Annotated in this window: 19 protein-coding genes; 12 read left to right on the forward strand and 7 right to left on the reverse strand. The window is 48.2% G+C overall.

What is annotated here, in order from left to right; genetic code table 11:
• The first annotated feature begins 102 nt into the window (after positions 1-102).
• A complete protein-coding gene (locus ACE1CM_RS03885) occupies positions 103-813 on the forward strand; it encodes a hypothetical protein (protein WP_374876096.1) in 711 nt (236 codons plus the stop codon).
• Positions 814-975: 162 nt separating this feature from the next.
• Here ACE1CM_RS03885 and ACE1CM_RS03890 read toward each other — a convergent pair whose 3' ends face one another.
• Positions 976-1,533, reverse strand: coding sequence for a phycobiliprotein lyase (locus ACE1CM_RS03890; protein WP_374876097.1), 558 nt, complete (start codon positions 1,531-1,533; stop codon positions 976-978).
• Between the two features lie 155 nt (positions 1,534-1,688).
• Positions 1,689-2,354 (reverse strand): HEAT repeat domain-containing protein, encoded by a 666-nt coding sequence (locus ACE1CM_RS03895; RefSeq protein WP_374876098.1) that lies wholly within the window; start codon positions 2,352-2,354, stop codon positions 1,689-1,691.
• A gap of 231 nt (positions 2,355-2,585) precedes the next feature.
• Here ACE1CM_RS03895 and ACE1CM_RS03900 point away from each other — a divergent pair, with 231 nt between their 5' ends.
• The 3 genes from ACE1CM_RS03900 to ACE1CM_RS03910 all read left to right on the forward strand — a co-directional run bounded on the left by ACE1CM_RS03900 (position 2,586) and on the right by ACE1CM_RS03910 (position 6,892).
• A complete protein-coding gene (locus ACE1CM_RS03900; protein WP_374876099.1) occupies positions 2,586-5,666 on the forward strand; it encodes a PAS domain S-box protein in 3,081 nt (1,026 codons plus the stop codon).
• A gap of 109 nt (positions 5,667-5,775) precedes the next feature.
• Entirely contained in the window at positions 5,776-6,210 is a 435-nt protein-coding gene (locus tag ACE1CM_RS03905; protein ID WP_374876101.1) for a DUF29 domain-containing protein, read from the forward strand.
• An 82-nt stretch (positions 6,211-6,292) separates the two neighbouring features.
• Positions 6,293-6,892: a hypothetical protein gene (locus ACE1CM_RS03910; RefSeq protein ID WP_374876102.1), complete on the forward strand. Its 600-nt coding sequence runs from the start codon at positions 6,293-6,295 to the stop codon at positions 6,890-6,892.
• A 10-nt stretch (positions 6,893-6,902) separates the two neighbouring features.
• On the opposite strand, the gene ACE1CM_RS03915 is transcribed toward ACE1CM_RS03910, so the two are convergent.
• On the reverse strand, positions 6,903-8,321 hold the full coding sequence (locus ACE1CM_RS03915) for an MFS transporter (RefSeq protein ID WP_374876103.1): 1,419 nt from the start codon (positions 8,319-8,321) through the stop codon (positions 6,903-6,905).
• 191 nt (positions 8,322-8,512) lie between these two features.
• Between ACE1CM_RS03915 and ACE1CM_RS03920 the strand changes: the two genes are divergently transcribed.
• Complete coding sequence (locus tag ACE1CM_RS03920) at positions 8,513-9,052, forward strand: phosphoribosyltransferase (RefSeq protein WP_374876104.1); 540 nt, start codon at positions 8,513-8,515, stop codon at positions 9,050-9,052.
• A 458-nt stretch (positions 9,053-9,510) separates the two neighbouring features.
• Here ACE1CM_RS03920 and ACE1CM_RS03925 read toward each other — a convergent pair whose 3' ends face one another.
• Positions 9,511-10,479 carry an AEC family transporter gene (locus tag ACE1CM_RS03925; RefSeq protein WP_374876105.1) on the reverse strand — a complete coding sequence of 323 codons (969 nt, stop codon included), beginning with the start codon at positions 10,477-10,479 and terminating at the stop codon, positions 9,511-9,513.
• 223 nt (positions 10,480-10,702) lie between these two features.
• Here ACE1CM_RS03925 and ACE1CM_RS03930 point away from each other — a divergent pair, with 223 nt between their 5' ends.
• The 7 genes from ACE1CM_RS03930 (at position 10,703) to ACE1CM_RS03960 (ending at position 18,345) form a co-directional block, all read left to right on the forward strand.
• Complete coding sequence (locus ACE1CM_RS03930) at positions 10,703-11,524, forward strand: D-alanyl-D-alanine carboxypeptidase family protein (RefSeq protein WP_374876106.1); 822 nt, start codon at positions 10,703-10,705, stop codon at positions 11,522-11,524.
• A gap of 283 nt (positions 11,525-11,807) precedes the next feature.
• Positions 11,808-12,941, forward strand: coding sequence for an ABC transporter ATP-binding protein (locus ACE1CM_RS03935; protein WP_374876107.1), 1,134 nt, complete (start codon positions 11,808-11,810; stop codon positions 12,939-12,941).
• Between the two features lie 70 nt (positions 12,942-13,011).
• A complete protein-coding gene (locus ACE1CM_RS03940) occupies positions 13,012-14,130 on the forward strand; it encodes a PotD/PotF family extracellular solute-binding protein (RefSeq protein WP_374876108.1) in 1,119 nt (372 codons plus the stop codon).
• 42 nt (positions 14,131-14,172) lie between these two features.
• Positions 14,173-15,141 carry an ABC transporter permease gene (locus ACE1CM_RS03945; RefSeq protein WP_374876109.1) on the forward strand — a complete coding sequence of 323 codons (969 nt, stop codon included), beginning with the start codon at positions 14,173-14,175 and terminating at the stop codon, positions 15,139-15,141.
• A gap of 84 nt (positions 15,142-15,225) precedes the next feature.
• The gene (locus ACE1CM_RS03950; RefSeq protein ID WP_374876110.1) at positions 15,226-16,065 is read left to right on the forward strand and encodes an ABC transporter permease; all 840 of its coding nucleotides are present in this window, start codon (positions 15,226-15,228) and stop codon (positions 16,063-16,065) included.
• 245 nt (positions 16,066-16,310) lie between these two features.
• Positions 16,311-17,099, forward strand: coding sequence for a class I SAM-dependent methyltransferase (locus tag ACE1CM_RS03955; protein ID WP_374876111.1), 789 nt, complete (start codon positions 16,311-16,313; stop codon positions 17,097-17,099).
• 586 nt (positions 17,100-17,685) lie between these two features.
• The gene (locus ACE1CM_RS03960; RefSeq protein WP_374876112.1) at positions 17,686-18,345 is read left to right on the forward strand and encodes a WD40 repeat domain-containing protein; all 660 of its coding nucleotides are present in this window, start codon (positions 17,686-17,688) and stop codon (positions 18,343-18,345) included.
• A gap of 246 nt (positions 18,346-18,591) precedes the next feature.
• On the opposite strand, the gene ACE1CM_RS03965 is transcribed toward ACE1CM_RS03960, so the two are convergent.
• From ACE1CM_RS03965 to ACE1CM_RS03975, 3 genes are all read right to left on the reverse strand, one after another.
• Positions 18,592-19,560: a DUF1517 domain-containing protein gene (locus ACE1CM_RS03965; RefSeq protein WP_374876113.1), complete on the reverse strand. Its 969-nt coding sequence runs from the start codon at positions 19,558-19,560 to the stop codon at positions 18,592-18,594.
• A 352-nt stretch (positions 19,561-19,912) separates the two neighbouring features.
• Positions 19,913-20,125, reverse strand: a complete 213-nt coding sequence (gene thiS / locus ACE1CM_RS03970) for a sulfur carrier protein ThiS (protein ID WP_226588613.1) — start codon at positions 20,123-20,125, stop codon at positions 19,913-19,915.
• A complete protein-coding gene (locus ACE1CM_RS03975; RefSeq protein ID WP_374876114.1) occupies positions 20,118-21,227 on the reverse strand; it encodes a thiamine phosphate synthase in 1,110 nt (369 codons plus the stop codon). Before ACE1CM_RS03975 ends, thiS begins: the two co-directional genes overlap by 8 nt.
• Between the last annotated feature and the right edge of the window lie 353 nt (positions 21,228-21,580).

Below are 21,580 nucleotides of genomic sequence, written 5' to 3' on the forward strand. Positions count from 1 at the left end.
TCTATTTTTCGCGGCTGTGTATTTGGTATGGCAAACATCGGGAGTTGCAATTAAGAGCTACACTACAAATGCCGGAAACACGGCAAACAGTGCATTGTATAGATGAGCAAACAGGCTAGAGGCTCAAAATTAGCGCTTGATGTGGCGGCGGATGCAGCTGCATTGCTGCTGGCTAACTATAGTTTTGACCTTGGACGTTACAAAGCAGCAGAATTAGTTGAGCAGTGGTTAAGCAACTACCCGGCTGAGTGGGTGCTGCTGGCGACGATCGAGGCATTGTATCAAGGACGGTACAAAGCCAAATCGGTTGAGCAGATTTTAACGATTTGGACCCGCCGCCAGCAACCGCTGTATCATTTCAACCAAGAATTTGAACGCCTGATTTGCCGGAAATTACCCGCTCATTTGAATTTTCAAGGAACGCTAGGAACGTACAGACAGGAGGCAAGTAACAAAAGCAGCTTTCCAGCAGAAATTGCTACTGGCAAAACCGACATTGGTAATAAAGAAGCAATCCAGTATGTTAGTCCATTTGATGCCATGTCTGGAGCGAGTTTTGCCATCGCACCAAGCAATGTTGAGCCTGCTGAAACAATACCACCCCAGCCCACCAAACCAAATTTGACCAAAAGTCCCCCCGCAGCGGGTAATGCACCCAGCTTGCCATCGGAGTATGGAAAGCTGATTGTCGCACGTAGCTGGGCAACTAAAATTGGCCCAATAGACCAATTTGAGCCAGCAGAGGTTGACTCTCACTTGTATACCAAGCTGAAAACATTAGCAGACTCTGTTGAGGAGCGGGTAAGCGGGTAAAATATAGTCATTTTCAGCCGAATCAATCGAGGGTAGGGGCACGGCATGGGAAAAACTTTGCCCTTAGGGACAAAACTTTCTGATGCCGTGCCCCTACCATGTTGTGTTGCTCGTCAAATTGATCGCGATCCCAACAAACAGCCCACTGGCACATCTGCCCAATTAAGCCTTGGCTGCATCTGCTGCTTGTGCTTGCGGCTGAGCGATTCCCATGCGAATCTCGGAACAGAAAGAAGCGTTGCTCGTGCCATCGGCTCGCTTGAGGATGCTCGTCCGCAGGCGTAAATTAGGACTGGCGAACCACACGCGCTCTTCGGAATACATGGTTTCGTCAGAGCTAATCAGCGTCAACGCATCATCGCTGCCGAGAATGTAGCGACCGGCAATTCCTGGTTTCCCAGCATAGCCGACATCGCGCAGCAACTTACCTTGATTGGGTTGATCTGGATCGGCAATGGGTACTAAAACCGAGGAACCGGCTTTTTTGACTTTATCCCATTCCATCGTGCCATCCCAAGTGACGCGAGCCCCGCCCCAAGCTAAAGCTGTATCGATCTCGTATTGCTGGCACAGCTTGATCGCTGCTGGATCGTCTGCTGATAGAATTTCTATTCTGATTTCCGATTTGCCGCTTTCAGCTTGCTTAAAGGAGAGATGGTGACTGGTGCGTTGGGAAAACCATTTACCAGCACTGAGCTGGAAAAACTCTTTAATATCCATGAATCAAACTTTCTCGCGCCAATAGTTTTGCTTGCCATCCCCATATTAAGGGAGTAGGGGAGCGGGTGAGCGGGTGTGCGGGTGTGCGGGTGAGTGGATAAAAATGCTTTTAGCAGCTTCACCTGCCCCTTTTGCCTACCTGCTCACCTGCCCTATTATGCTCCCAGACGCTGGAGCGAAATTTTGGCTGCTTCGGCAACTGTGGGATAGCTGTCTTTGACCATATATTTTAAGGCGGAGATGCTCTTGGGGCTGTTGAGATGTCCCAGGGCTTCGGCTAGGCGCTGTCGAATCAACCAATCTTCCGACTCCGCAAAGCGCAGGATAGCATCAACGGCGTCTACGGCTTTGATTTCACCCAAAGCGGCGATCGCTGCCTGTTGCAATACTACTTCAGAACTGTCTAATGCTCGCACCAGCACTTCTTTGGCGCGGGGATCTTTGAGATTTCCTAGGGACACCGCCGCGCTGAAGCGCACCAGCCAATCGGTATCTTCGTAAAAAGCCCGCACCAGCGGCTCAAACGCACGGATGTCTTCTAAGTATCCCAACGCACCCGCAGCATCGGCGCGAATTCCGTAATCCGGGTCGCGCTCCAGCAATTCGATTAAAATCGGATAGCATTCTGGTGTGGGTTTTATCCCCAGGGCAAATACTGCCATCGAGCGCACTTGCAGGCTAGAGTCGTTTAGGACTTTTTTGATTAAAGGGACGGCGCTATCCGCTGGCACATTCCGCAACATCGCCAGCGCCAACATGCGATCCCGCGATGAGTCGCTGTCTAACTGCGCCGATATTTTTTCTAAACTCGGATCATCCATTCGCTTCTATTGCTCTTCCTTTACAAATTTTAATATATTTTTCAGTAGGAATGGGGTGTTGGGCGTCGGGGTCAGCTTACCCTGCACGGGCTGGATCTGCTAAACATAGAGGTTGGTCGGAGTCCTTTGCCCATTGTCACCACCAGGGCGTGACAATTGCTAAAAGTCGGCTCGGTCACTGGCGTTGCCAAGCCAAAAGGTTAAAATAACCTAAAATCTTCCTAGAAAGCGATGGAACTAGAACGGCTCAACAGCCTACTTCAACATAGCCGGGGTGACTTAGCGGGTGAAAGGATACCGCTAAGAAAGTTGGATGAACTCGAAGAGCCGCAGGGGTTAAAGCGAATGCTTTTTGAAGAATCAATTTTAGAACAGATTACCAATGCAGTCGTTGTTACGGATATAGAAGGAAAAATTATTTATTGGAACAGCTATGCCACAACTCTCTATCAGTGGCAAGCAGCAGAAGTTTTAGGTCAGAATATTTTTGAAGTTATAGTGCTAGAAAATAGCCGGAAAACGCTGCAAGAAATTATTGAGTGTGTAACTCAAGAAGGTGTTTGGCAAGGCGAATTACAAGTCAAACGTAAAGATGGGAGTTATTGTTGGGTTGAGGGGAATTATTCAGCCTTAAGAAATCAAAATGGAAAAATAACAGGGTGGGTGGGAATTGCGTTGGAAACATATCAAGGAAAGCAGGTAACAGAAGCGCTACGCCAGAGCGAAAAAACTCAAATTTTGTTTGAAGCCCTGCCAGATGCAATGTTTTGCATCCGGGTTGATGGCAAATTTTTAGACGTAAAAGCGGCAAAAGAATTCAGCGAACAGTTGCCAAAGCGGAAAATATTAGGAAAAAACCTCAATGAAATATTACCCAAGGAATTAGCCAGTCAAGCCATGCAAAATATTGAGAGCTCTCTCGAAACCGGAAAAATGCGAATTTTTGAATATCAGCTAATTACTCCCCATACTCAACTTTGCTCTGAAGAAAAAACCGGCGAATTGCGGAATTTTGAAGCCAGAATTGTCCCCAAGGATACGCAAGAAGTACTGGCAATCGTGCGGGACGTAACCGAACGCAAGCGCGCGGAAAATCAACTGGCAAAAAGCGAAGAACGCTATCGAGTCGTTTCCGAACTAACATCGGATTTCGCCTATGCTGCGAGAATCGATATCAACGGACAATGGTTAACGGATTGGATGACGGGTGCGTATAGTCGCATTTCCGGCTATTCTTGGGAAGAAATACAAGCGCGAGGCGGGTGGGAATCTTTAATTCATCCCGAGGACATGCCAATATTTAGCGATCGCATACAAACCCTGCTATATTGGCATTCGGATATCAGCGAATACCGCATCTTTAACAAACAAGGGGAAATTCGCTGGCTGCGGGATTACAGCCAACCCGTACAATGCGAAGATGAAGAGCGCGTCCTGTTAATTTACGGTGCGGCGCAAGATATTACCGAGCGAAAATTAGCAGAAGAAGCACTGCGACAGCAAACCGAACGGGAAAGGTTGATCAGGGGAATGCAAGAGCGCATTCGTCAGTCGTTGGACCCAGAAGAAATCCTCAAGAAAGTTGTAGAAGAAGTCCGCGCTTTCCTGCAAGTAGAACGGGTGGCAATTTATCAAATTGAACCGGAAGTAGAAGGGAAGTTTGTCGTCGAATCGGTGACACCCGGTTGTTCTTCAGTTCTAAACCTTTCGCTAAACGATCCTTATTTTGAGGCAGACTATGCTCAAAAATACCAGCAGGGGCGGATTTCTGCAATTGATGATATTTACCAAGCTTCTCTGATTCCTTGTTACGTAGAACTGCTGGCTACCATCCAAGTTCGGGCGCTGTTGCTGGTGCCGATTGTATTCAACAATCAATTGTGGGGATTGTTGTGCGTTCATCAGTGTTCCGCACCCCGTCACTGGGAACCCTTTGAAATCGACTCGATTCAGCAACTGGCAACTCAGGTAGCGATCGCCATCCAACAATCCCAACTTTACCAGCAAATCCAAAAACTCAACGCCGACCTAGAACGGCAAGTCCAAGAACGCACACGAGAGTTACAAAAAGCACTTGAATTTGAAGAAACTCTCCGAAGAATCACTGAAGAAGTACGCGACAGTTTAGACGAAAACCGCATCTTGCAAAAAGCAGTCCAGGAATTAGCAATTGGACTGGGAGTGAGTGGGTGTAACGCCTCGATCTACGACTTAGAAGCGGGAACTTCCACGATGTGCTACGAAGAAGCGATTTCCATCCCCGCCGAACAAGGTCGCGTAGCAATCATGACAAATTATCCAGAAATATACAACGAACTGCTACAAGGACAGCACTTTCAATTTTGTTCGATTAAACCCCATCCCAAGCGTGGACGAGTCGCAATGTTAGCCTCTCCCATCTTTGACGATAAAGGCGTATTGGGAGACTTGTGGTTAATTCATCGTCCCGATTACGGCTATAGTGAGCTGGAAGTGAGATTAGTGCAGCAAGTGGCGACTCAATGCGCGATCGCAATTCGCCAAGCTAGACTTTACCAAGCCGCACAAGCAAAAGTCGAGGATCTGGCTAAACTCAACCAACTCAAAGACGACTTTTTGAGTACGGTTTCCCACGAATTGCGGACACCCATGTCCAATATCAAAATGGCAATTCAGATGCTCAAACTTTCACCCACCCCCGAACGAAGTCAGCGCTATCTGGAAATTTTACAAGCCGAATGCAACCGGGAAACCGAATTAATCAACGACTTGCTAGACTTACAGCGACTCGAAGCCGAATCTTATCCTTTGGTACTAACCGAAGTGGTGGACTTACCAGAGTGGATACCCAACATTGTCGAACCATTTTACTCCCGCGCTCAAGACCACCAGCAAATTTTGCAAGTCGAACTAGCTCCGGACTTAACTACTCTAATATCAGACTATGCTGGACTCGGACGCATCATCGCCGAACTGCTGAACAATGCCTGCAAATATACCCCCAGTGGCGGCGCAATTGTGCTGCGCGTCAGTCAGCACCAAGGCAAGGATGAAAGCGGAAACATTTATTCCCCCGACGTCAAACCTAATTCTGCTCAAGTGCCAATCACGGTATTTACCATCAGCAACCAGGCGGAAATTCCCGCTGAAGAATTACCCCACCTGTTTGAAAAGTTTTATCGCGTACCCAAAGCAGATTTGTGGCAACAAGGCGGGACTGGTTTGGGTTTGGCTTTGGTGCAAAAATTGGTCGAACAAATGAAAGGAAAGATTCAAGTTTCTAGCAGCAATGGCTGGACTAAATTCCGCATTGAATTGCCGACAAATCCATAGTGGCTAATGGCTAATGGCTAATTGGTAATGGGGAATTAGTCAGGTAAGATTATTGTTATGGGAAGCGGGTAATCTTCTCCTTCTCCGTCTCGCAAGCTGAGTATTGCCTATGAAGTCTCTTTACGAAACCGACTTTTACGCCTGGACACAAGAGCAAGTCAAACTGCTAAAAGAGCAAGCATGGCATCATCTGGATGTTCTAAATTTGATTGAGGAGTTAGAAGATTTAGGTAGACGAGAACGGCAAGAACTTAGAAACCGTTTGGGGTTGTTGCTGGGACATTTGCTCAAATGGCAATACCAACCCTCGAACCGTAGCAATAGCTGGTTGGCTACAATTCGAGAACAACGGCGCGAGGTCAATTTGTTGTTAAAAGACAACCCTAGTCTTAAGTCATATCTGCCGGAAGCTTTGCCAATCGCTTATCAATCTGGTTTAGACTTGGCAGTCCGCGAAACCGGAATTGCCTACGACGCCTTCCCTATAGAGTGTCCTTACTTGCTGGTAGAGCAAGTTTTGGATGATACTTTTTTGCCTGAATAATTGGTAATGGGTAATTGGTAATGGGTAATTAGTAATTTTTTCCGGTTCTAGAATTGTAAAAAGCATCGCTACGGTTACAGCCATGCCATACAGCAAATTCACAATCGAGAAAGCCAAGAACGATTTTCAACTGACTCTGGTGGAAGGAAGTCGATTCTTTCCGGCGATTGAACCCATCATTCCCAGTCAAAGATTGGCTAGCGAGTTAGAGGATTTACCCTGGACAATTGCTGTAGGATCGGAAAAAGCTCGCTCTGAATCAATCATTTATCCAGTTCTGCAAGAAGTTCGACGCATCCTCAATCGTCAAATCAGCTTATTTTCTGGACGAGAATTCAATGTCGATCCAGATCGGGATCTAGCTGGTTATGTGGATTTTTTAATCGATCGTTCGCCGGAACAATTGATTATTGAAGCACCCTTTGTTGTGATAACCGAAGCAAAAAAGGCAGATATTAATGAGGGATTGGGTCAATGTTTGGCAGAAATGGTAGCAGCGCAAATATTTAATCAAGCGGCACAAAATTCAATTCCAACTTTATACGGCTGCGTCACGAGTGGTACTCAGTGGCGATTTCTCAAGCTGGAGGGACAAACGGTAACTATTGACCTTACGGATTACCCGCTACCTCCAGTCGAGCAAATTTTAGGATTTTTAGTCTGGATGGTGCAGCAAACCTGAAATGCACCAATTACCCATTACCTCTTTTCCTCTCGCTCAATTTCAACAAAATCTCTGCATGAACTTCTCTAGTAATGGGATAAAAATAAGCCAAGATTAAACCCAAAATTAAACCCACCATCGGCAGGGGGCCGATAGCAATCCGAATCGCCAATAAGGCAGAATCAGGTTGGACGGGTATGGGTTGTCCCGCGATTCTCTCTTTAAACCCGGCTGATTGTAAAGCGACACCGACTAAAAATAACCCCAACGCCAGTCCCATTTTTTGCAGGAATACCATAAAGGCATAAAATATCCCTTCCCGGCGCTTCCCAGTTTGCAACTCGTCGAGTTCAATTACGTCTGGCATCATCGACCAAGGAATCAAGTAAGCAACAGAAACGCCGAATCCGGCTAAAACTGCCAAAAAGTACATCCAGCCAACTTGACCTTTTTGTAGGAAAAATAAACCGCCTTGGGCGATAATCCAGAGAATCATACCCATGTAATAAACGGCTTTTTTTCCCACTCGTTCGCTGACTGCACTCCAGACATATAGCATTAATAGAGCAGTTCCTTGCACCGCGATCGCAACTAAGTTAAACTGAGCCTCGGATAACCCCATCCAGTTAACCACAAAGTATGGCAAAATCGAGGCTGTCACTTGTACTCCCAGCCAAGAGAAAAGATAAATTCCTGCTACAAACAGAAACGGACGGTTGCTAAAGGCTATTCGCAACTGTTGTAAAACGGGGATTTGTTCCTCTGTTTCCGTTTCCATCCGCCGCGCCTCCGTTGCTAAAACGCGATCGCGCACGCCCCAAACGCACCAAAATAACGGTAAAACTGACGCCACCGTACAAATCCCTGCTAAAACGAGATACTGTTGCTCTTGTTCGATTTTTAACAGCGAGAACACCCCCAACGCCAAAAATAACGATAAAATGCTGCCACCGATGGAGAAGGTAAAGCGAAAGCTATTTAAGCTGGTGCGTTCGTCGTAGTCTTGGGTAAGTTCTGGCGTCAGCGCCGTGTAAGGTAGGTTAACCGCTGTATAAAAACTATTGAATAATATCGCAATAATTACGTAATACCAGAATAAACCCCACGGGGTCAAAGGCGGGACAACCCACTGCAAAAAGAAGAAAATGCCAAAGGGAACCGCACCGTAGAGCATCCAGGGTAACCGGCGACCCCAGGGGGAACTTGTGCGATCGCTCAACACCCCCACCATCGGATCGTTGACCGCGTCCCAAATTTTACCAATCATCAGAATGCTGCCAGCCAAGCCAGCACTCAAACCCGCCACGTTGGTGAAGAAAAACAAGGCGAAAAATACCCCAATATTAGCCGTAATCGCAGGGCCGAGATCGCCAGCACCGTAAGCGAGTTTGGTAGCAAAAGAAAGCTTTTCGCGGATGGTTTCGTCAGACGGAGATGAATGGCTCATGGCGCTTTTAGGGTTTGTACTGAGGCCATTTTAGGCGCAAATGTTACGGGAGGGGATGAAAAAATCCCATCACCCATCACCCATAACCGATTACGGCAATTGCGATGTTCTCTCCGGACAACTTACGCGTGGAATTTAAGTCACAATAGTTTTTCTGTCGTCTTTTTCGCGCAGGAGCGATCGCGCTGCTTATGCACGACCTTTACGTTTCCTGGTCAGATTACCACGCTTTGATCGAACGGTTAGCGGTGCAAATTTATCAGTCCCGCTGGGAGTTTAATCAAATCGTCTGCCTTGCTAGGGGAGGACTGCGGGTTGGGGATATCTTCTCCCGACTTTACAAACAGCCGTTGGCTATCCTCGCAGCTTCCTCTTATGAAGGAAAGGGCGATCGCGTCCGAGGGAACCTCACCTTTTCCCACACCCTCACCATGACTACCCCCCATCTGGGTAGTCGCGTTCTCCTGGTTGACGATTTAGTCGATTCTGGTAACACCCTCCAGCAAACGGTTATCTGGCTCAAGAAGCACTACGGTGCTGACGTCAAAGAGGTAAAAACCGCCGTCATCTGGTACAAAGGTTGCTCGATCGTCAAACCCGATTATTACGCCGACTACTTACCAGATAACCCCTGGATTCATCAACCTTTTGAACCCTACGAACTTTTGACCCCCGCTCAACTAGCCAAGAACCACGAGGAATTACTCGTTTCTCACGCCAAGAAACAATAAGTTAATGGCTAATAGTTCACCAAAATGTCGAGCAGAATTCCCCATTCTTCTACAAGGTGGGGATGAATGCCCGACCAGCTTTCCAAACCGCGAAGCACGATATAATCGATTTGGTCGATGACCCACCTGACTGACTAAGAGGCCACGCATTGCGTATAAAGTATGTACTCGGCAGAGATCAGGGAAGCCTAAAGCCCTCTATCTCGCACTGGTGAAGATATGGCTAGTAGGACGCGAAGTAATTATACCCCTTGGGAAGCAGGGGGTCAGCCTGTGGAGGTTGTGTAAGACCATCATCGGGTACGTGTCCCGAACTTCTAGAAATAGGAGTGCCTAACGTGGCGACGACTCTTGAAGCGGGAAACCTCGAAGACGAATAAGACCGTCCTTGTGCTGGCTGATGATAGGGAAGCCCCATCTTCAGCCAAAGGCAAGATGGGGTACTTCACTAGCTAACATTAGCCATTAGCCGTACCGAATAGCCACAACCAAAGGGGTAGCATAAACAGAAAGCCAATCGACCCAATAGCCAGGGCGGCGACGGTTAAATCGCGGTCGAGATGGAAAGTTTCTCCCAGGATGAGGGTGGCAAAGGCGGGAGGCATTGCCATTTGCAAGACAATGACTAACCTGGGCGCGCCGCTCAAACCGAGAAATTGCAGCCCGTATCCCAAAATTAGGGGAACCAGGAGCATTTTAATCGCCAAGCTAATCCAAACGTGGGGTAAACCGCGCCAGGAAGATAGCTGACTTAGCCGCATTCCGATTAAGACTAAAGACAGAGCGATCGCCATCCAAGCAGCCTTTTGCAAACTAAATTCAATGGGTGCTGGGAGGGGGATATCTCTGCTAGCCAAAGCTAGGCCAAAACTCCACAGCGCCGGATTGGTAAGCATGGTTCGAGTCAAATGAGCGCAATTGCGCTCATTTTTGCCAAAACGCGCCGCCATTACCACGCCTAATCCATAAGCGCCGAACATCGTCCCCAACAAGTCGTAGAACAGCGCCCAGGCGAAGTATTGCTGACCGAGGAGCGCCAGGATCACCGGATAGCCGAGATAGCCAGTATTGCCCACCATGGAAGCTAACAGGAAACTGCCCTGAGTTGGTTTGCGGGCGAGGGGGGGAACGGCGGTAGGCGAGGTAAGACGCACCCGATGGACTTCCAAGGCGATGAAGGCGTGAGCGATCGCCGTCCCCAATAAAATAGCCGCCCAAGCGACTAAAGGCGCAATCCAAATTGGCCCGGATAAATCCGCATGGCGCACAAATGCCACAATGCTAATCGGGACTCCCACCCAAAACAGAAACTTGCCCAAAGCAGCAGGAACATTTTTGGGGAGAACGCCGCCTATTAACCATCCCAGGACAACTCCGCCTACTAGGGGTAGATAAAGTTGTAAAAGTTTAATCGCCAAATTGGACATGGTTGAATTAGCAGGACTTAGGCAAAGAAACCGGGTTTCTGTGAAAAATCGTTGAGCAAGGAAACTAGAGATCCAGGTCGAAACCCGGTTTCTGGTCTCGTCGTGGGTAAGTCCCGCTCGGGCCATGACTTGCAAATTCAAGATTGTCAATTGGGAAGCGATCTGTCATTGTTTAAAATTTGTTTAGTGTCTGGTGTCGAGCGTCAAGAGCAGGAGTGGAGTGTTGGATAACGCCGGATTTTCTGAAAAGCCGTCAAAAGCTGCGGCTGAATCGATGGAAGATATTCCCGAAGCCTTGCGAGACGCATCCGAATCAGCCAGCGTGTCGCACCTGAACCAGGGGGGGTGGCTGGTGGGAACATTCGTAGGATTGGGAGCGATCGCGCTTACCGTGGGGACATGGCTGACGGTTGGGGAGCAGCTGTTTCCCAGTATAGCCACCGCCCCGAATCGGGAAACCCAAACTACAAGCCCCATCGCTTCGTCGCCCGCGTCCTCTTCCCCGAAGAGTACCCCAACCACTCCACCCAATAGTTTATTGGGACACTTAGCTTATCCTGAAGCACCCGCCAAAGATTTGCAAGCCATCACAGCAAATGGGCAGATTAAACTCCGCAAAACCGCCGCCCAAAAATTTATGGCAATGACAGCTGCGGCGCGATCGCAAGGAGTGATTCTGGTTCCGATTTCCGGATTTCGTTCCGTATCCGAACAGCAGCATTTATTTTTCGACGTGAAAGCGCAGCGCAATCAAGTTGCCACCGAACGCGCTGCCGTCAGCGCCCCTCCAGGATACAGCGAACACCATACAGGTTACGCCGTCGATATTGGCGATGGCAGGACTCCCGCCACCAACCTGAGTCAGACTTTTGAGAAAACCGCCGCCTACAATTGGCTAGCTGCTAATGCCGCCCGCTATAGTTTTGAAATGTCCTTTCCCAAAAACAATCCCCAAGGCGTCAGTTACGAACCTTGGCACTGGCGCTTTGTCGGCGATCGCCACAGCTTAGAAACTTTTTATCAGGCTAGGCAGTTGAGCAAGTGAGCGGGTGAGCAGGGGAGATGGGGAGATGGGGAGATGGGGAGATGGGGAGAATTATTGATTCAAATTCCCACCGGCCCACCGGCCCACCGGCCCACCTGCCCACCGACCCACCAGCACGCCTCTCCATTGTCCTAAAACACAGGATAATGTGGAGCAGAAGATACGCTCGCCGGATTGACATTGACTGGCTAAAATAAGCCAAAGGCTTGCTATGCGGCGCAATCAAAAACAACCTTGATGCCGCTGGCAATCGGGACTCCTGCCAAGGGTAAATATCGCCACTATGTCTCAGACTGCCGTTCACAATCCTGACACCAGGGGCATCCATAATGCAATGGATGTGGAACTTCGTAAAGTTTTCAAAGTTTTTAATGGAGAAACTGCTGTACGCGGGGTTGACCTGGATATCCACCAAGGTGAATTCTTTAGCATTCTAGGACCTTCTGGGTGCGGTAAAACAACCACGCTGCGCTTAATTGCCGGGTTTGAAATGCCTAGCGCCGGGGAAGTGCTGATCCAAGGTCAGTCGATGACTTCTGTGCCGCCCTATCGCCGTCCGGTGAATACGGTGTTTCAAAGTTATGCCCTGTTCAACCACCTCAGCGTTTGGGATAATATTGCCTTTGGATTGCGGATTAAAGGGCTGCCGAAAGCCACGATCGCCGACCGGGTGAAAGAAGCGCTGAAGTTAGTCAAAATGGAAGCTTTTGCCAACCGCTTGCCGAATCAACTTTCCGGCGGACAGCAGCAGCGGGTAGCCCTAGCAAGGGCATTGGTGAACCGTCCCGCAGTTTTGTTGCTCGACGAACCCTTGGGAGCGTTGGATTTAAAGCTGCGGAAAGAAATGCAGGTGGAATTATCCAATTTACACCAAGACTTGGGCTTGACTTTTGTCATGGTGACCCACGATCAGGAAGAAGCGCTGTCCCTGTCAGATCGAATTGCGGTGATGTATGAAGGTAGAGTCGAACAAATTGGCACCCCCAGCGAAATTTACGAACGTCCCCGGACGGCGTTTGTAGCTGATTTTATCGGCGATACGAATTTATTTCCCGGACGAGTAGATGAGGGGGATGGCTCGACGATTCAAGTGGTGACGGAAAATAAACTGAAAATCATCGTGCAAAAATCAGAGGGCATGGCGGGAGTTCGTGAGCAACAACAGGTGATAGTCAGCGTGCGACCGGAGAAAATTAAACTGAGCCTCGAACCGCCCAACGTGCCAGCGAACTATTTTGAAGGCAACCTGAAGCACGTGATGTATATGGGAACCCACGTTCACTGCGTGGTGGAATTAAAATCGGGCGATCGCATTATCGTTATGCAACCCAACACCGCAGCCAGCTTTGGCGAACCCCATACGCCAGTCTACGTTTACTGGCGACCCAAAGATTGTCTGGCTTTAGTTCAAGAATAAATCGGGAAAATAAAGTTCAAGGTAAAAATTAAAAGCAAATGCTGGAATTTTTACTATTGACTTGAAAACTATGACTAACTCGCATCTATTCAAGTCAAACCTTTCGCGGCGTCGGTTCTTACAAACGTCGGCAGCGGCGCTTTCTGGACTGGGACTTTCCGGGTGCGGATGGACGCTAGCCCAAGTAAGAGCCGAAACCTCCGTCCAAGATAAATCTAATCGGCTGTTTATCTATACCTGGGCAGGTTATACCGATGAAAATTTGCTCTCTAGCTTTACCGCCGCCACAGGTGTAAAAGTTATCGCCGATGTGTTCGATTCCAACGAGACGATGCTCAACAAAGTCCAGGCAGGAGGCGGTAATGTCTACAGCATTATCTACCCCTCGGACTACGCGGTTGAGAAAATGCAAGAGTTAGGCGTGCTAATCGAACTAGAACGAGATCGCCTCAACGGATTGGAAAATCTCCTCCCCCAGTTCCGAAATTCCGCCTACGACCGCGACAATCGCCACAGCGTACCAGTGGCTTGGGGAACAACTGGGCTGATTTACAATAGCAAAAAACTGCAACAGCCTCCCGAAGATTGGGATTATCTGTGGAAAAATCAACAGCAACTTTACCGGCGGATAACTCTGATCAACGATGTGCGGGAAGTGATGGGGGCAACGTTGCGGATGCTGGGTTATTCTTATAACTCGACCAACCCGCAGGAATTGAAACAAGCTTATGAGAAATTAAAGGCACTCAAACCCGCGATCGCTTCCTTCACCACCGACGCCTGGAAAGAACAAATTTTAGCAGGCGACTTGCTCATAGCAATGTGTTACTCCGCAGACGCCGCCGACGCCATCTCAGAAAACGAAGACTTGCGCTACGTCATTCCCAAAAGCGGCACCTCCCTGTGGACCGATACGATGGTGATACCCAAATTCGCGCCCAACGTCGATGCGGCCTATGCTTGGATCAACTTTATGTTACAACCCGCCGTCGCAGCTTCGGTTACCGAACGCCTCAACTTTGCCACTCCCAATAAAACGGCGATTAAACAGTTGCCAACTAAAATTATCAACAATCCCAGCATCTTCGCCCCTGAAGCCACTTTGGCAAAGTGCGAAAGAATTTCTCCTTTGAATAAAAAAATTAGCGAAGATTATGACCGCTACTGGACTCAGCTAACCAGCGGATAGGATAAATGTGAAATCTAAAATCTAAAATCTGCAATCCCAACTGTGTCTACAAACGCTTCCTCTCCCACGCCCAATTCTATGCCCGCAGAACCACCAGATGCTGGAATGAAACGCCAACAGCAACCGTGGTTAGAACCTTTAATATTACTTGGTCCGGCAGGAATTTGGTGGTTGCTGTTGCTGGTAGTACCCGCGCTGGTAATTTTTTGGTTGAGTTTAGTGCCAAAAATTCGACCAGGGGGTTACGTTTTGCCGGTGTGGGAACTGTTAAATCCTTCGTCACTGTTCAATTACGCCCAGGCGTTTGAACCGCTGTACTTAACCGTGATCGGGCGATCGCTCTTTTTCGCCTTCGGGACTACAATAATCTGTCTGCTGCTGGGATTTCCAGTCGCGTACTGGATAGCGGTGATCGGTCCCCCCAAATGGCGGAATTTGCTGCTGTTGGGTTTTGTTTTGCCGTTGTGGACTTCGTCGCTGCTGCGAAGCTACGCTTGGATTACGATTCTGCGGTCTAGCGGCGTGATGAATTCGATCCTTACCAGCTTCAATCCCCTGCTGGCTGCTCTGAGACTACCAGAAATCCCGCGCCTTGAATTGCTCAACGATTGGCCTGCCGTATTAATTGGCATGAGTTACAGCTATCTACCCTACATGGTGTTGATATTATACGCCTCGTTGGAAAAACTGGATAAACGACTGCTGGAAGCATCGGCAGACTTGGGGGCAAATCCAGTACAAACGTTTTGGAAAGTAACTGTACCTCAAACTAGACAGGGAATTGCCGCCGGATCTTTGCTAGTGTTAATTTCAGGATTGGGAGATTTCGTCGATCCGGAATTGCTGGGAGGCGCATCCAGCATGACCGTATCCCGGTTAATTTATAACCAGTTTTTGGGCGCAACTCAGAACTGGGGGTTTGGATCGGCGTTGAGTATGATATTTATTTTGGCAGTTAGCCTGGCGATTGCGCTGTTAATTAAATTCGGCGATGCCAAACCCCAACGCTAGGGAATTTTAGATTTGGGATTTTAGATTTTAGATTTAACTTAAATCTGCTATTCTCTAGCCCCATACAAAATCAATAAACCGAATGTGGATATAACAAACCAAAAAGACAATACCGTGAAAAAACCCAAGTTCCAGGCCAAACGTCGTCCTGGTTGGCAGGCGATTTTCTCCCTGCTGATGTTTTTTTACATGTACTTGCCGATCCTAGTTCTGGCAGTTTACAGCTTTAATAAATCGCGCTTTAGTGCCAGTTGGGAGGGATTTACCCTCGAATGGTATCAAAGGCTATTCAACGATGGTCGAATTCTGGCGGCGCTGCAAAATAGTTTAATCGTTGCTTTTGGTGCCGTGGGCATCTCCGCCGTGTTCGGCACCTTGATGGCGGTGGGATTAGCCCGGTATCGGTTTCCCGGTAAAGGATTATACCAGGGGGTTTCTTACCTGCCGATTATTATTCCAGACATTGCGATCGCAGTCGCTACGCTTGTGTTTTTGGCAGTGGTGCAAGTCCAGCTGAGCCTCTGGACTATTGTCGCAGCTCATATCGTCTTTTGCCTTGCCTACGTCGGACTAGGCGTTTCCACCCGCTTGGCAGATTTAAACCCCCACTTAGAAGAAGCCGCCCTAGACTTAGGCGCAACGCCAACTCAAGCCTTTATCAAAGTCCTGCTACCCCAACTGATGCCCGGTATTGTTTCCGGCTGTCTGATCGCCTTTGTCCTCAGCTTGGATGACTTTCTGATCGCCACCTTCACCGCCGGTAGCGGCGCCACTACCCTACCGATGGAAATCTTCAGTCGCATACGTACTGGTGTAAAACCTGACATAAATGCCCTCAGCGTATTTTTGATTATAGTGTCAGGTGCAGTAGCATTTATAGCAGAATTTATCCGCTATCGCAGTGAAGGGGGAAGTAGAAAATGATACGTAAAAACAGGGTATGGGGCATGGGATTTTTCACCAGCAAGAACGGGGCCCAGGCCAAACCCACGATCGAGCTTTATTTTTTAACTAATTTAAATAGAGTTCCGGAATAATTACAAAAAATAAAATTATTCCAACAGAATTTTGTAGCAAGTTACCACCACATAGATTAGGCTGTGTGTAACCTGATTGAGTATACTGAAATTGATGAGTAAAAATATACAGCGTATAGAGAAAAATGCCATATGACAGAAAACGTTTTTGAACTTAAACAGACGATCGAGTCTTGGGATTGTCACTATTACCATCCCATTGCTCAGGGTTATTACGATCGAGCCATTGCCACAATGCTGCGGCTGATGGAGGTACAACCAGGGGCAACTGTACTAGACGGGGGGTGCGGTCCGGGAGTACACAGCATTCGAGTGGCTAAAGAAGGCTACCGAGTCCGTGCGATTGACTTTTCACAGGCAATGCTTGAAGAGGCAAAAGCACGTGTAGAACGTGCTGGCATGAGCCACGCAGTTGAGTTTAAACAAGAAGACCTGACCAATCTAAGCTTTGCAGATGGTTCATTCCAATACGTATTTTCCTGGGGGGTAATTATTCATATCCGGGAAATAGAAAAGGCGCTGGATAACCTAGCACGCATTGTGGCACCAGGCGGTAAGCTGGCGCTGTACGTAACAAATAAGACAGCTTTGGATCACAAGATGGAGTCTGTTGCTCGCTTCCTGCTTGGCAAACCACTATCTGGACGGGAAAGCTTGTCAATGGGGAATGGCATCTGGTACGACATGCATGGCGAAAAGCTTTGGGTGTGGCAAATCGACAGTGAGGCGCTGACAAAGTATCTCGAAGCACGCGGCTTTCGACTAAAGCACCGCCTCATCGGGGAATTCACTGAGATCCAGCGCCTGGTCAGCGGGAAACCGAGGGAATTACTGCTGCACTTGAACAACCTCTGTTATAGTCTGAAAATTCCCCCGGCGCTCGCAGTCACTAACCTGTTTGTTTTTGAGAAGATTAGTTGAACGATTTGCGTCAGTCCCCACCCGCTTAAAGGGTGGGGAAGAATAGCGACCATTTATTGACACTTATGTTTTATTTCTGGCGGGAAGTCGTAAAACCAGGTTTGGGGAGATCTAATAACGCAAGTTGCTAGTTATAAACTTTGGCGTTGCCAGCTTGCTAATTGCAAGCTTGCAAAGCCTAGGATTTTTACCAATCTCGCCATTAGCCTCGTGACCCAGGCGGTCGCCAGGGAACGCCATTAGCCGCTCTTCGAGAGATAACTAGCAACTTGAGTTAATATCATGTCCGGTTGTATCGGTTGTATATAGTCGATTGTGCGAAAAGCTGTTTTTTTCCCTCCCACCTGCCCTTTGAACCCACCTGCCCACCTGCTCACCCTAAGCCTAACGCTACCTTAGCCGAGCGGACATGATATAACCTGGGGAAGGTGGCGATATCTTCGCAGAAACTTTACAGTCAACCCCAAGTCCGCGATGTTATACTGCGGTCGAAACCTAAATTCTGTGCATGTTGCTATTTCGGGGTGCGTCGCCAGGATGTGATAGACAGTTGAAGGGTGCAACTGTCCAACAAAAAATCGCTGCCATGAAAGAAGCTGTAAACGGGGGTCAAGAAGGCTTGGACTTGGCAATCGCTGGGTTAAAAGATGCTTCATTACAGGTACAGCAAGCAGCGTATGAATTGCTGCGTTCAAACAGCAGCAGCGAATCAGTCAAAACAGCGTTACTGGAATATAACCCCTATGCATTTTTTGAGTGCCTGTACGAAATCGAGGTGCGTTTAAACACCATTAATCCCACCGCTATCAGCCTCAATGGAAAGATTATAGCCAGTGGCAGCGGCTGCAAGATCAAACTCTGGAATTCGGATACGGGGGAACTGCTACGCACCCTTAGCGCACATTCAAAGCCAGTTAATGCGATCGCCATTAGTTTAGATCGAAAGATTTTAGCAAGTGGCAGCGATGACCGCACAATCAAACTCTGGAATCTGCATACGGGACGACTGCTGCGTACTATTACAGGACATGCATACAGGGTAACTGCTGTCGCCATTAGTCCGGATGGAAACACGCTTGCTAGTGGCAATTGGAGGACGATCAAACTCTGGAATCTGCATACCGGGAAACAGTTACACACTCTGGAGGAAGATTCGGGATGGGTTGATTTTGTAGCCTTTAGTCCGGATGGAAAAAAAATTGTGACTCGCAGTAGTAACTGCATCAAAGTTTGGGGCGAGAGGTAGAATTTTAGATTTTAGATTTTGGATTTAATTTGAATGCGCTATTATATCATATCCCTGAGCAACGGTTGTGTAACTGATAATAGCTAATCGCTAATGGCTCAATCAGGAAAAATACTATATTAGCAATTAGCAATTAGCAATTAGCCATCCATAGACTACCGATCTCTCGCGGACATGATATTATACCCAAAACAAAACAGGGGTGGAAACCCAACCCCTGTCTCAATCTTTACAGTTTGATTGTCGCTAGATCAGTTTTAAATCTGCATATTCGGCAATCATGTCATCGGAACTGAGGGTATCGCCTTCGGCTTGCGGTGTCCAGAGGACTTCAATTGCCAAAAGTTGGTCGCTAGGAATTGCACCAAACTGACGCAATGCTTGACGCAAGTCGTCGGAACTATTGATTTTTGGCAGTTGCAGCTTACTCAGAGTTGCAGCTAGCAAGGTAACGACGATATATTCACCTGTTTCTGCGTTTAATTGTGCCAGTTCGCCAGATGTTTCGCCTGCGGGTAAAGCGGCTTTAGCGTCGGCTTGTCTGAGCAGGTTATTGACATTTGACAGGGTTTCTGCTGTAAATTTACTCCGTTCTGCGAGGGAGTAGCGGTTAAATGCAGCTTCTGCTGCTTCTAAACGCGCTTGCTGGGTATCAGCACCGGCATAAAACCAATATTCGGGGTGGCGCAATAATGCGAGGGTGGTTTCTTGCAATACTTCGGCGCGTCCTTGGGGAGAATTGGTATCAGCAGTTTCGGCTATTTTATTCAGTTCTGCTTGTAAACTGCGGGCATTTGCTAACAAACCGACTTGCAGTTTAGCGACAGAAACGGTGGGATTGCTGGTATAAATTTGCTCATCGGTTTCTGCCCCACCGATGCGACGGAAACTTTGGAAGAGGAAGTTAGCGATCGCAATAAAAATCAGCAGGGTAAATAACCCGCCAAACCCGCCACCAATGCCAAAAAATGGAATCAAGAACGGAAATCCAATTCCACCACCGTAAGGATAATATCCGCCACCAGGAGGTGCATAGGTACGGCTGGGAGGTGCATAGGTGCGCGAAGGTGCCCTAAAAGAACCGCCTCCAATTCGACCACCAGTGCGAGCAGCTAATGCTCCATCAGCGTGACCCAGTGCCAAGGTTAGCACGAGTCCAGCGACGAATAGCGGTTTAAAAAGCGGTTTAATCGTTGAAAGCAGTTTCTTGTACATAAAACTATGCTCATTTAGACTATTTGAAACTGATAGCGCAACATCTCTGGTTTACGCCATTTTTTGTTAACGCTTCTTCATATATTTCTAATATAAGGATTCCTGTGTGGGCAGGATAGTCGGTTTGGGGTGGATAGCTGGGTAGATAACCGTACCGAAAACATTTATAGCGGATTGCAGCCGTATGAGGTACAGGTTCGAATGCAATAGCGGCAGCATTAATGCTGCCGCTATAGAAACGAAGCGATAACGCTTTCCCTGACTCGCTGGCAATCTGCTGTATTAGCAGTAGTAGCGGATCTAGACCTTGAAAGCTTGTATTAAGCGCTTAAGCGCTTACTACGAACTGATGCTAGCCGCCGCCAACAATAGTGACAACTTCAAGCTTGTCGCCTTCCTGTACTTGGGTTTGGGACCAAAATTGGCGGTGGAGGATTTCGCCGTTGTATTCTACTGCTACTAGGCGGGGATTAAACCCGAATTGTTCTAACAATTCGGGCAAGGAAATTGGGGGCGAACAGGTACGGGGTTCCCCATTCACCCAAAGCGTAATTTGACTAGACATTGGACTGGGGAAGGTGTGCTTGATAAGCTCGCATGGTTTTCATCCTGCTGAGTTGGGAGAGCATGTACTGGGTGACTAAAGTTGGCTGCTCTGCCTGCATAATAGCTCTGACGACGGCGATGCGCTCTGCACCCGCCATCAGGACATCGTTTAAGTTAGTCGGCTCGATGCCGCCAATGGCAAACCAGGGAATCGAGGCGTGCTGGGCGGCATAGCGGACGTATTCTAGTCCTGCCGCAGTTTTACCTTGTTTGGTAGGGGTTTCGTAAACTGGACCAACGCCGATATAGTCTGCACCTTCTGCGAGCGCTCGTTGCATTTCATTCATATTTGTGGTAGAGAGACCGATCAAGCGATGGGGACCGAGCATCTGTCGGGCGAAGGCGATGGGAATATCTTGCTGTCCGAGATGGACGCCATCGGCATCGGCTGCTATAGCTAAATCGACGCGATCGTTCATAATAAACAAAGCTTCGTAGCGGTGGCAAAGCTGGCACAGTTGGCGCGCCAGCTCGATTTGATCGCTATCGTTTGCGGTTTTATCCCGGTACTGTAAGAGAGTCAGTCCCCCTTGTAAAGCTGCTTCTACCACCTCAAACAGATCTTCTGAGGGAGATGTGACGAGATACAGGTGAGATTTGAGCAGTTTTTGGTGACGTTCGTAACCGAGTAAATTGCTTTCTAGGGTATAAACCTCGTAGCGCATCCGCTTAAACGCGGCGCCCATATCCGGGTGATAAAGCTTGCCGTATTCTTCTAATACCCGCAGCGCTTCTTCTACCCGGCACAAATTCGCTTGCAACAGATGCCCAATGCTGCTGCGTTGTTCTTCTTGGGGATGGGTGAGTTCGGTTCCCACATCGCCCAAGGTATCTCTGGCGGCGCGCAATTCCGGGGTATGCCATCTAGCCAACTCTTGGCGCATTTGCTTGCACGCCTCGCTCAGGTGCGAACTATTGAGGCCAAAACGACACCATTCCTCTACAATTCGCAAACCTTCGCGAGCACGGTCTAGGTTAGCATCCAAAATGCGGCAAACAGCAGGCTGCATTTGTGGGGGCAAGTCTGAGAAAGGCCGGTTTTGGCTGAGTTGATTGCCCATTGGAAAGACTCCGTTAATTTTTTAATCCTATCAGTCTGATTCGCCGATACTTGCAAAAATACTTATTTAGGTTTTGGCAGCGAAACAGAGTTTATTTTGCCATATTTGCCTTACTCGTCAATAACCCAGCGCTAACCAACGGTAAAGCGTGGGATTGTATCTAAGCTCCACCTCAACTCGGAAAACCTAGAAAGGCGTTCCGATGAGAGCTGCAACGCTCGACACATCAGGGCGCACTGACAAAGCACCCGTTCTTTCCCAGTCTTGCCGAGAAAGAATCGTTCTTAATGTTATGTTTCTAGCACCTATCAAATCAGCATGAACTTCAAAATGACAACATTCACAATCAAAGA

The organism is Microseira sp. BLCC-F43 (assembly GCF_041929235.1).
Classification (GTDB): domain Bacteria; phylum Cyanobacteriota; class Cyanobacteriia; order Cyanobacteriales; family Aerosakkonemataceae; genus Microseira.

Excerpts from the sequence above, each read along its gene's own strand:
- ACE1CM_RS03960 (WP_374876112.1), top strand. The coding sequence starts at position 17,686 with ATGAAAGAAGCTGTAAACGGGGGTCAAGAAGGCTTGGACTTGGCAATC.
- ACE1CM_RS03925 (WP_374876105.1), bottom strand. The coding sequence starts at position 10,479 with ATGTCCAATTTGGCGATTAAACTTTTACAACTTTATCTACCCCTAGTA.
- ACE1CM_RS03895 (WP_374876098.1), bottom strand. The coding sequence starts at position 2,354 with ATGGATGATCCGAGTTTAGAAAAAATATCGGCGCAGTTAGACAGCGAC.
- ACE1CM_RS03910 (WP_374876102.1), top strand. The coding sequence starts at position 6,293 with ATGCCATACAGCAAATTCACAATCGAGAAAGCCAAGAACGATTTTCAA.
- ACE1CM_RS03965 (WP_374876113.1), bottom strand. The coding sequence starts at position 19,560 with ATGTACAAGAAACTGCTTTCAACGATTAAACCGCTTTTTAAACCGCTA.
- ACE1CM_RS03915 (WP_374876103.1), bottom strand. The coding sequence starts at position 8,321 with ATGAGCCATTCATCTCCGTCTGACGAAACCATCCGCGAAAAGCTTTCT.
- ACE1CM_RS03905 (WP_374876101.1), top strand. The coding sequence starts at position 5,776 with ATGAAGTCTCTTTACGAAACCGACTTTTACGCCTGGACACAAGAGCAA.
- ACE1CM_RS03975 (WP_374876114.1), bottom strand. The coding sequence starts at position 21,227 with ATGGGCAATCAACTCAGCCAAAACCGGCCTTTCTCAGACTTGCCCCCA.
- ACE1CM_RS03890 (WP_374876097.1), bottom strand. The coding sequence starts at position 1,533 with ATGGATATTAAAGAGTTTTTCCAGCTCAGTGCTGGTAAATGGTTTTCC.
- ACE1CM_RS03940 (WP_374876108.1), top strand. The coding sequence starts at position 13,012 with ATGACTAACTCGCATCTATTCAAGTCAAACCTTTCGCGGCGTCGGTTC.
- thiS (WP_226588613.1), bottom strand. The coding sequence starts at position 20,125 with ATGTCTAGTCAAATTACGCTTTGGGTGAATGGGGAACCCCGTACCTGT.
- ACE1CM_RS03955 (WP_374876111.1), top strand. The coding sequence starts at position 16,311 with ATGACAGAAAACGTTTTTGAACTTAAACAGACGATCGAGTCTTGGGAT.
- ACE1CM_RS03900 (WP_374876099.1), top strand. The coding sequence starts at position 2,586 with ATGGAACTAGAACGGCTCAACAGCCTACTTCAACATAGCCGGGGTGAC.
- ACE1CM_RS03935 (WP_374876107.1), top strand. The coding sequence starts at position 11,808 with ATGTCTCAGACTGCCGTTCACAATCCTGACACCAGGGGCATCCATAAT.
- ACE1CM_RS03885 (WP_374876096.1), top strand. The coding sequence starts at position 103 with ATGAGCAAACAGGCTAGAGGCTCAAAATTAGCGCTTGATGTGGCGGCG.
- ACE1CM_RS03920 (WP_374876104.1), top strand. The coding sequence starts at position 8,513 with ATGCACGACCTTTACGTTTCCTGGTCAGATTACCACGCTTTGATCGAA.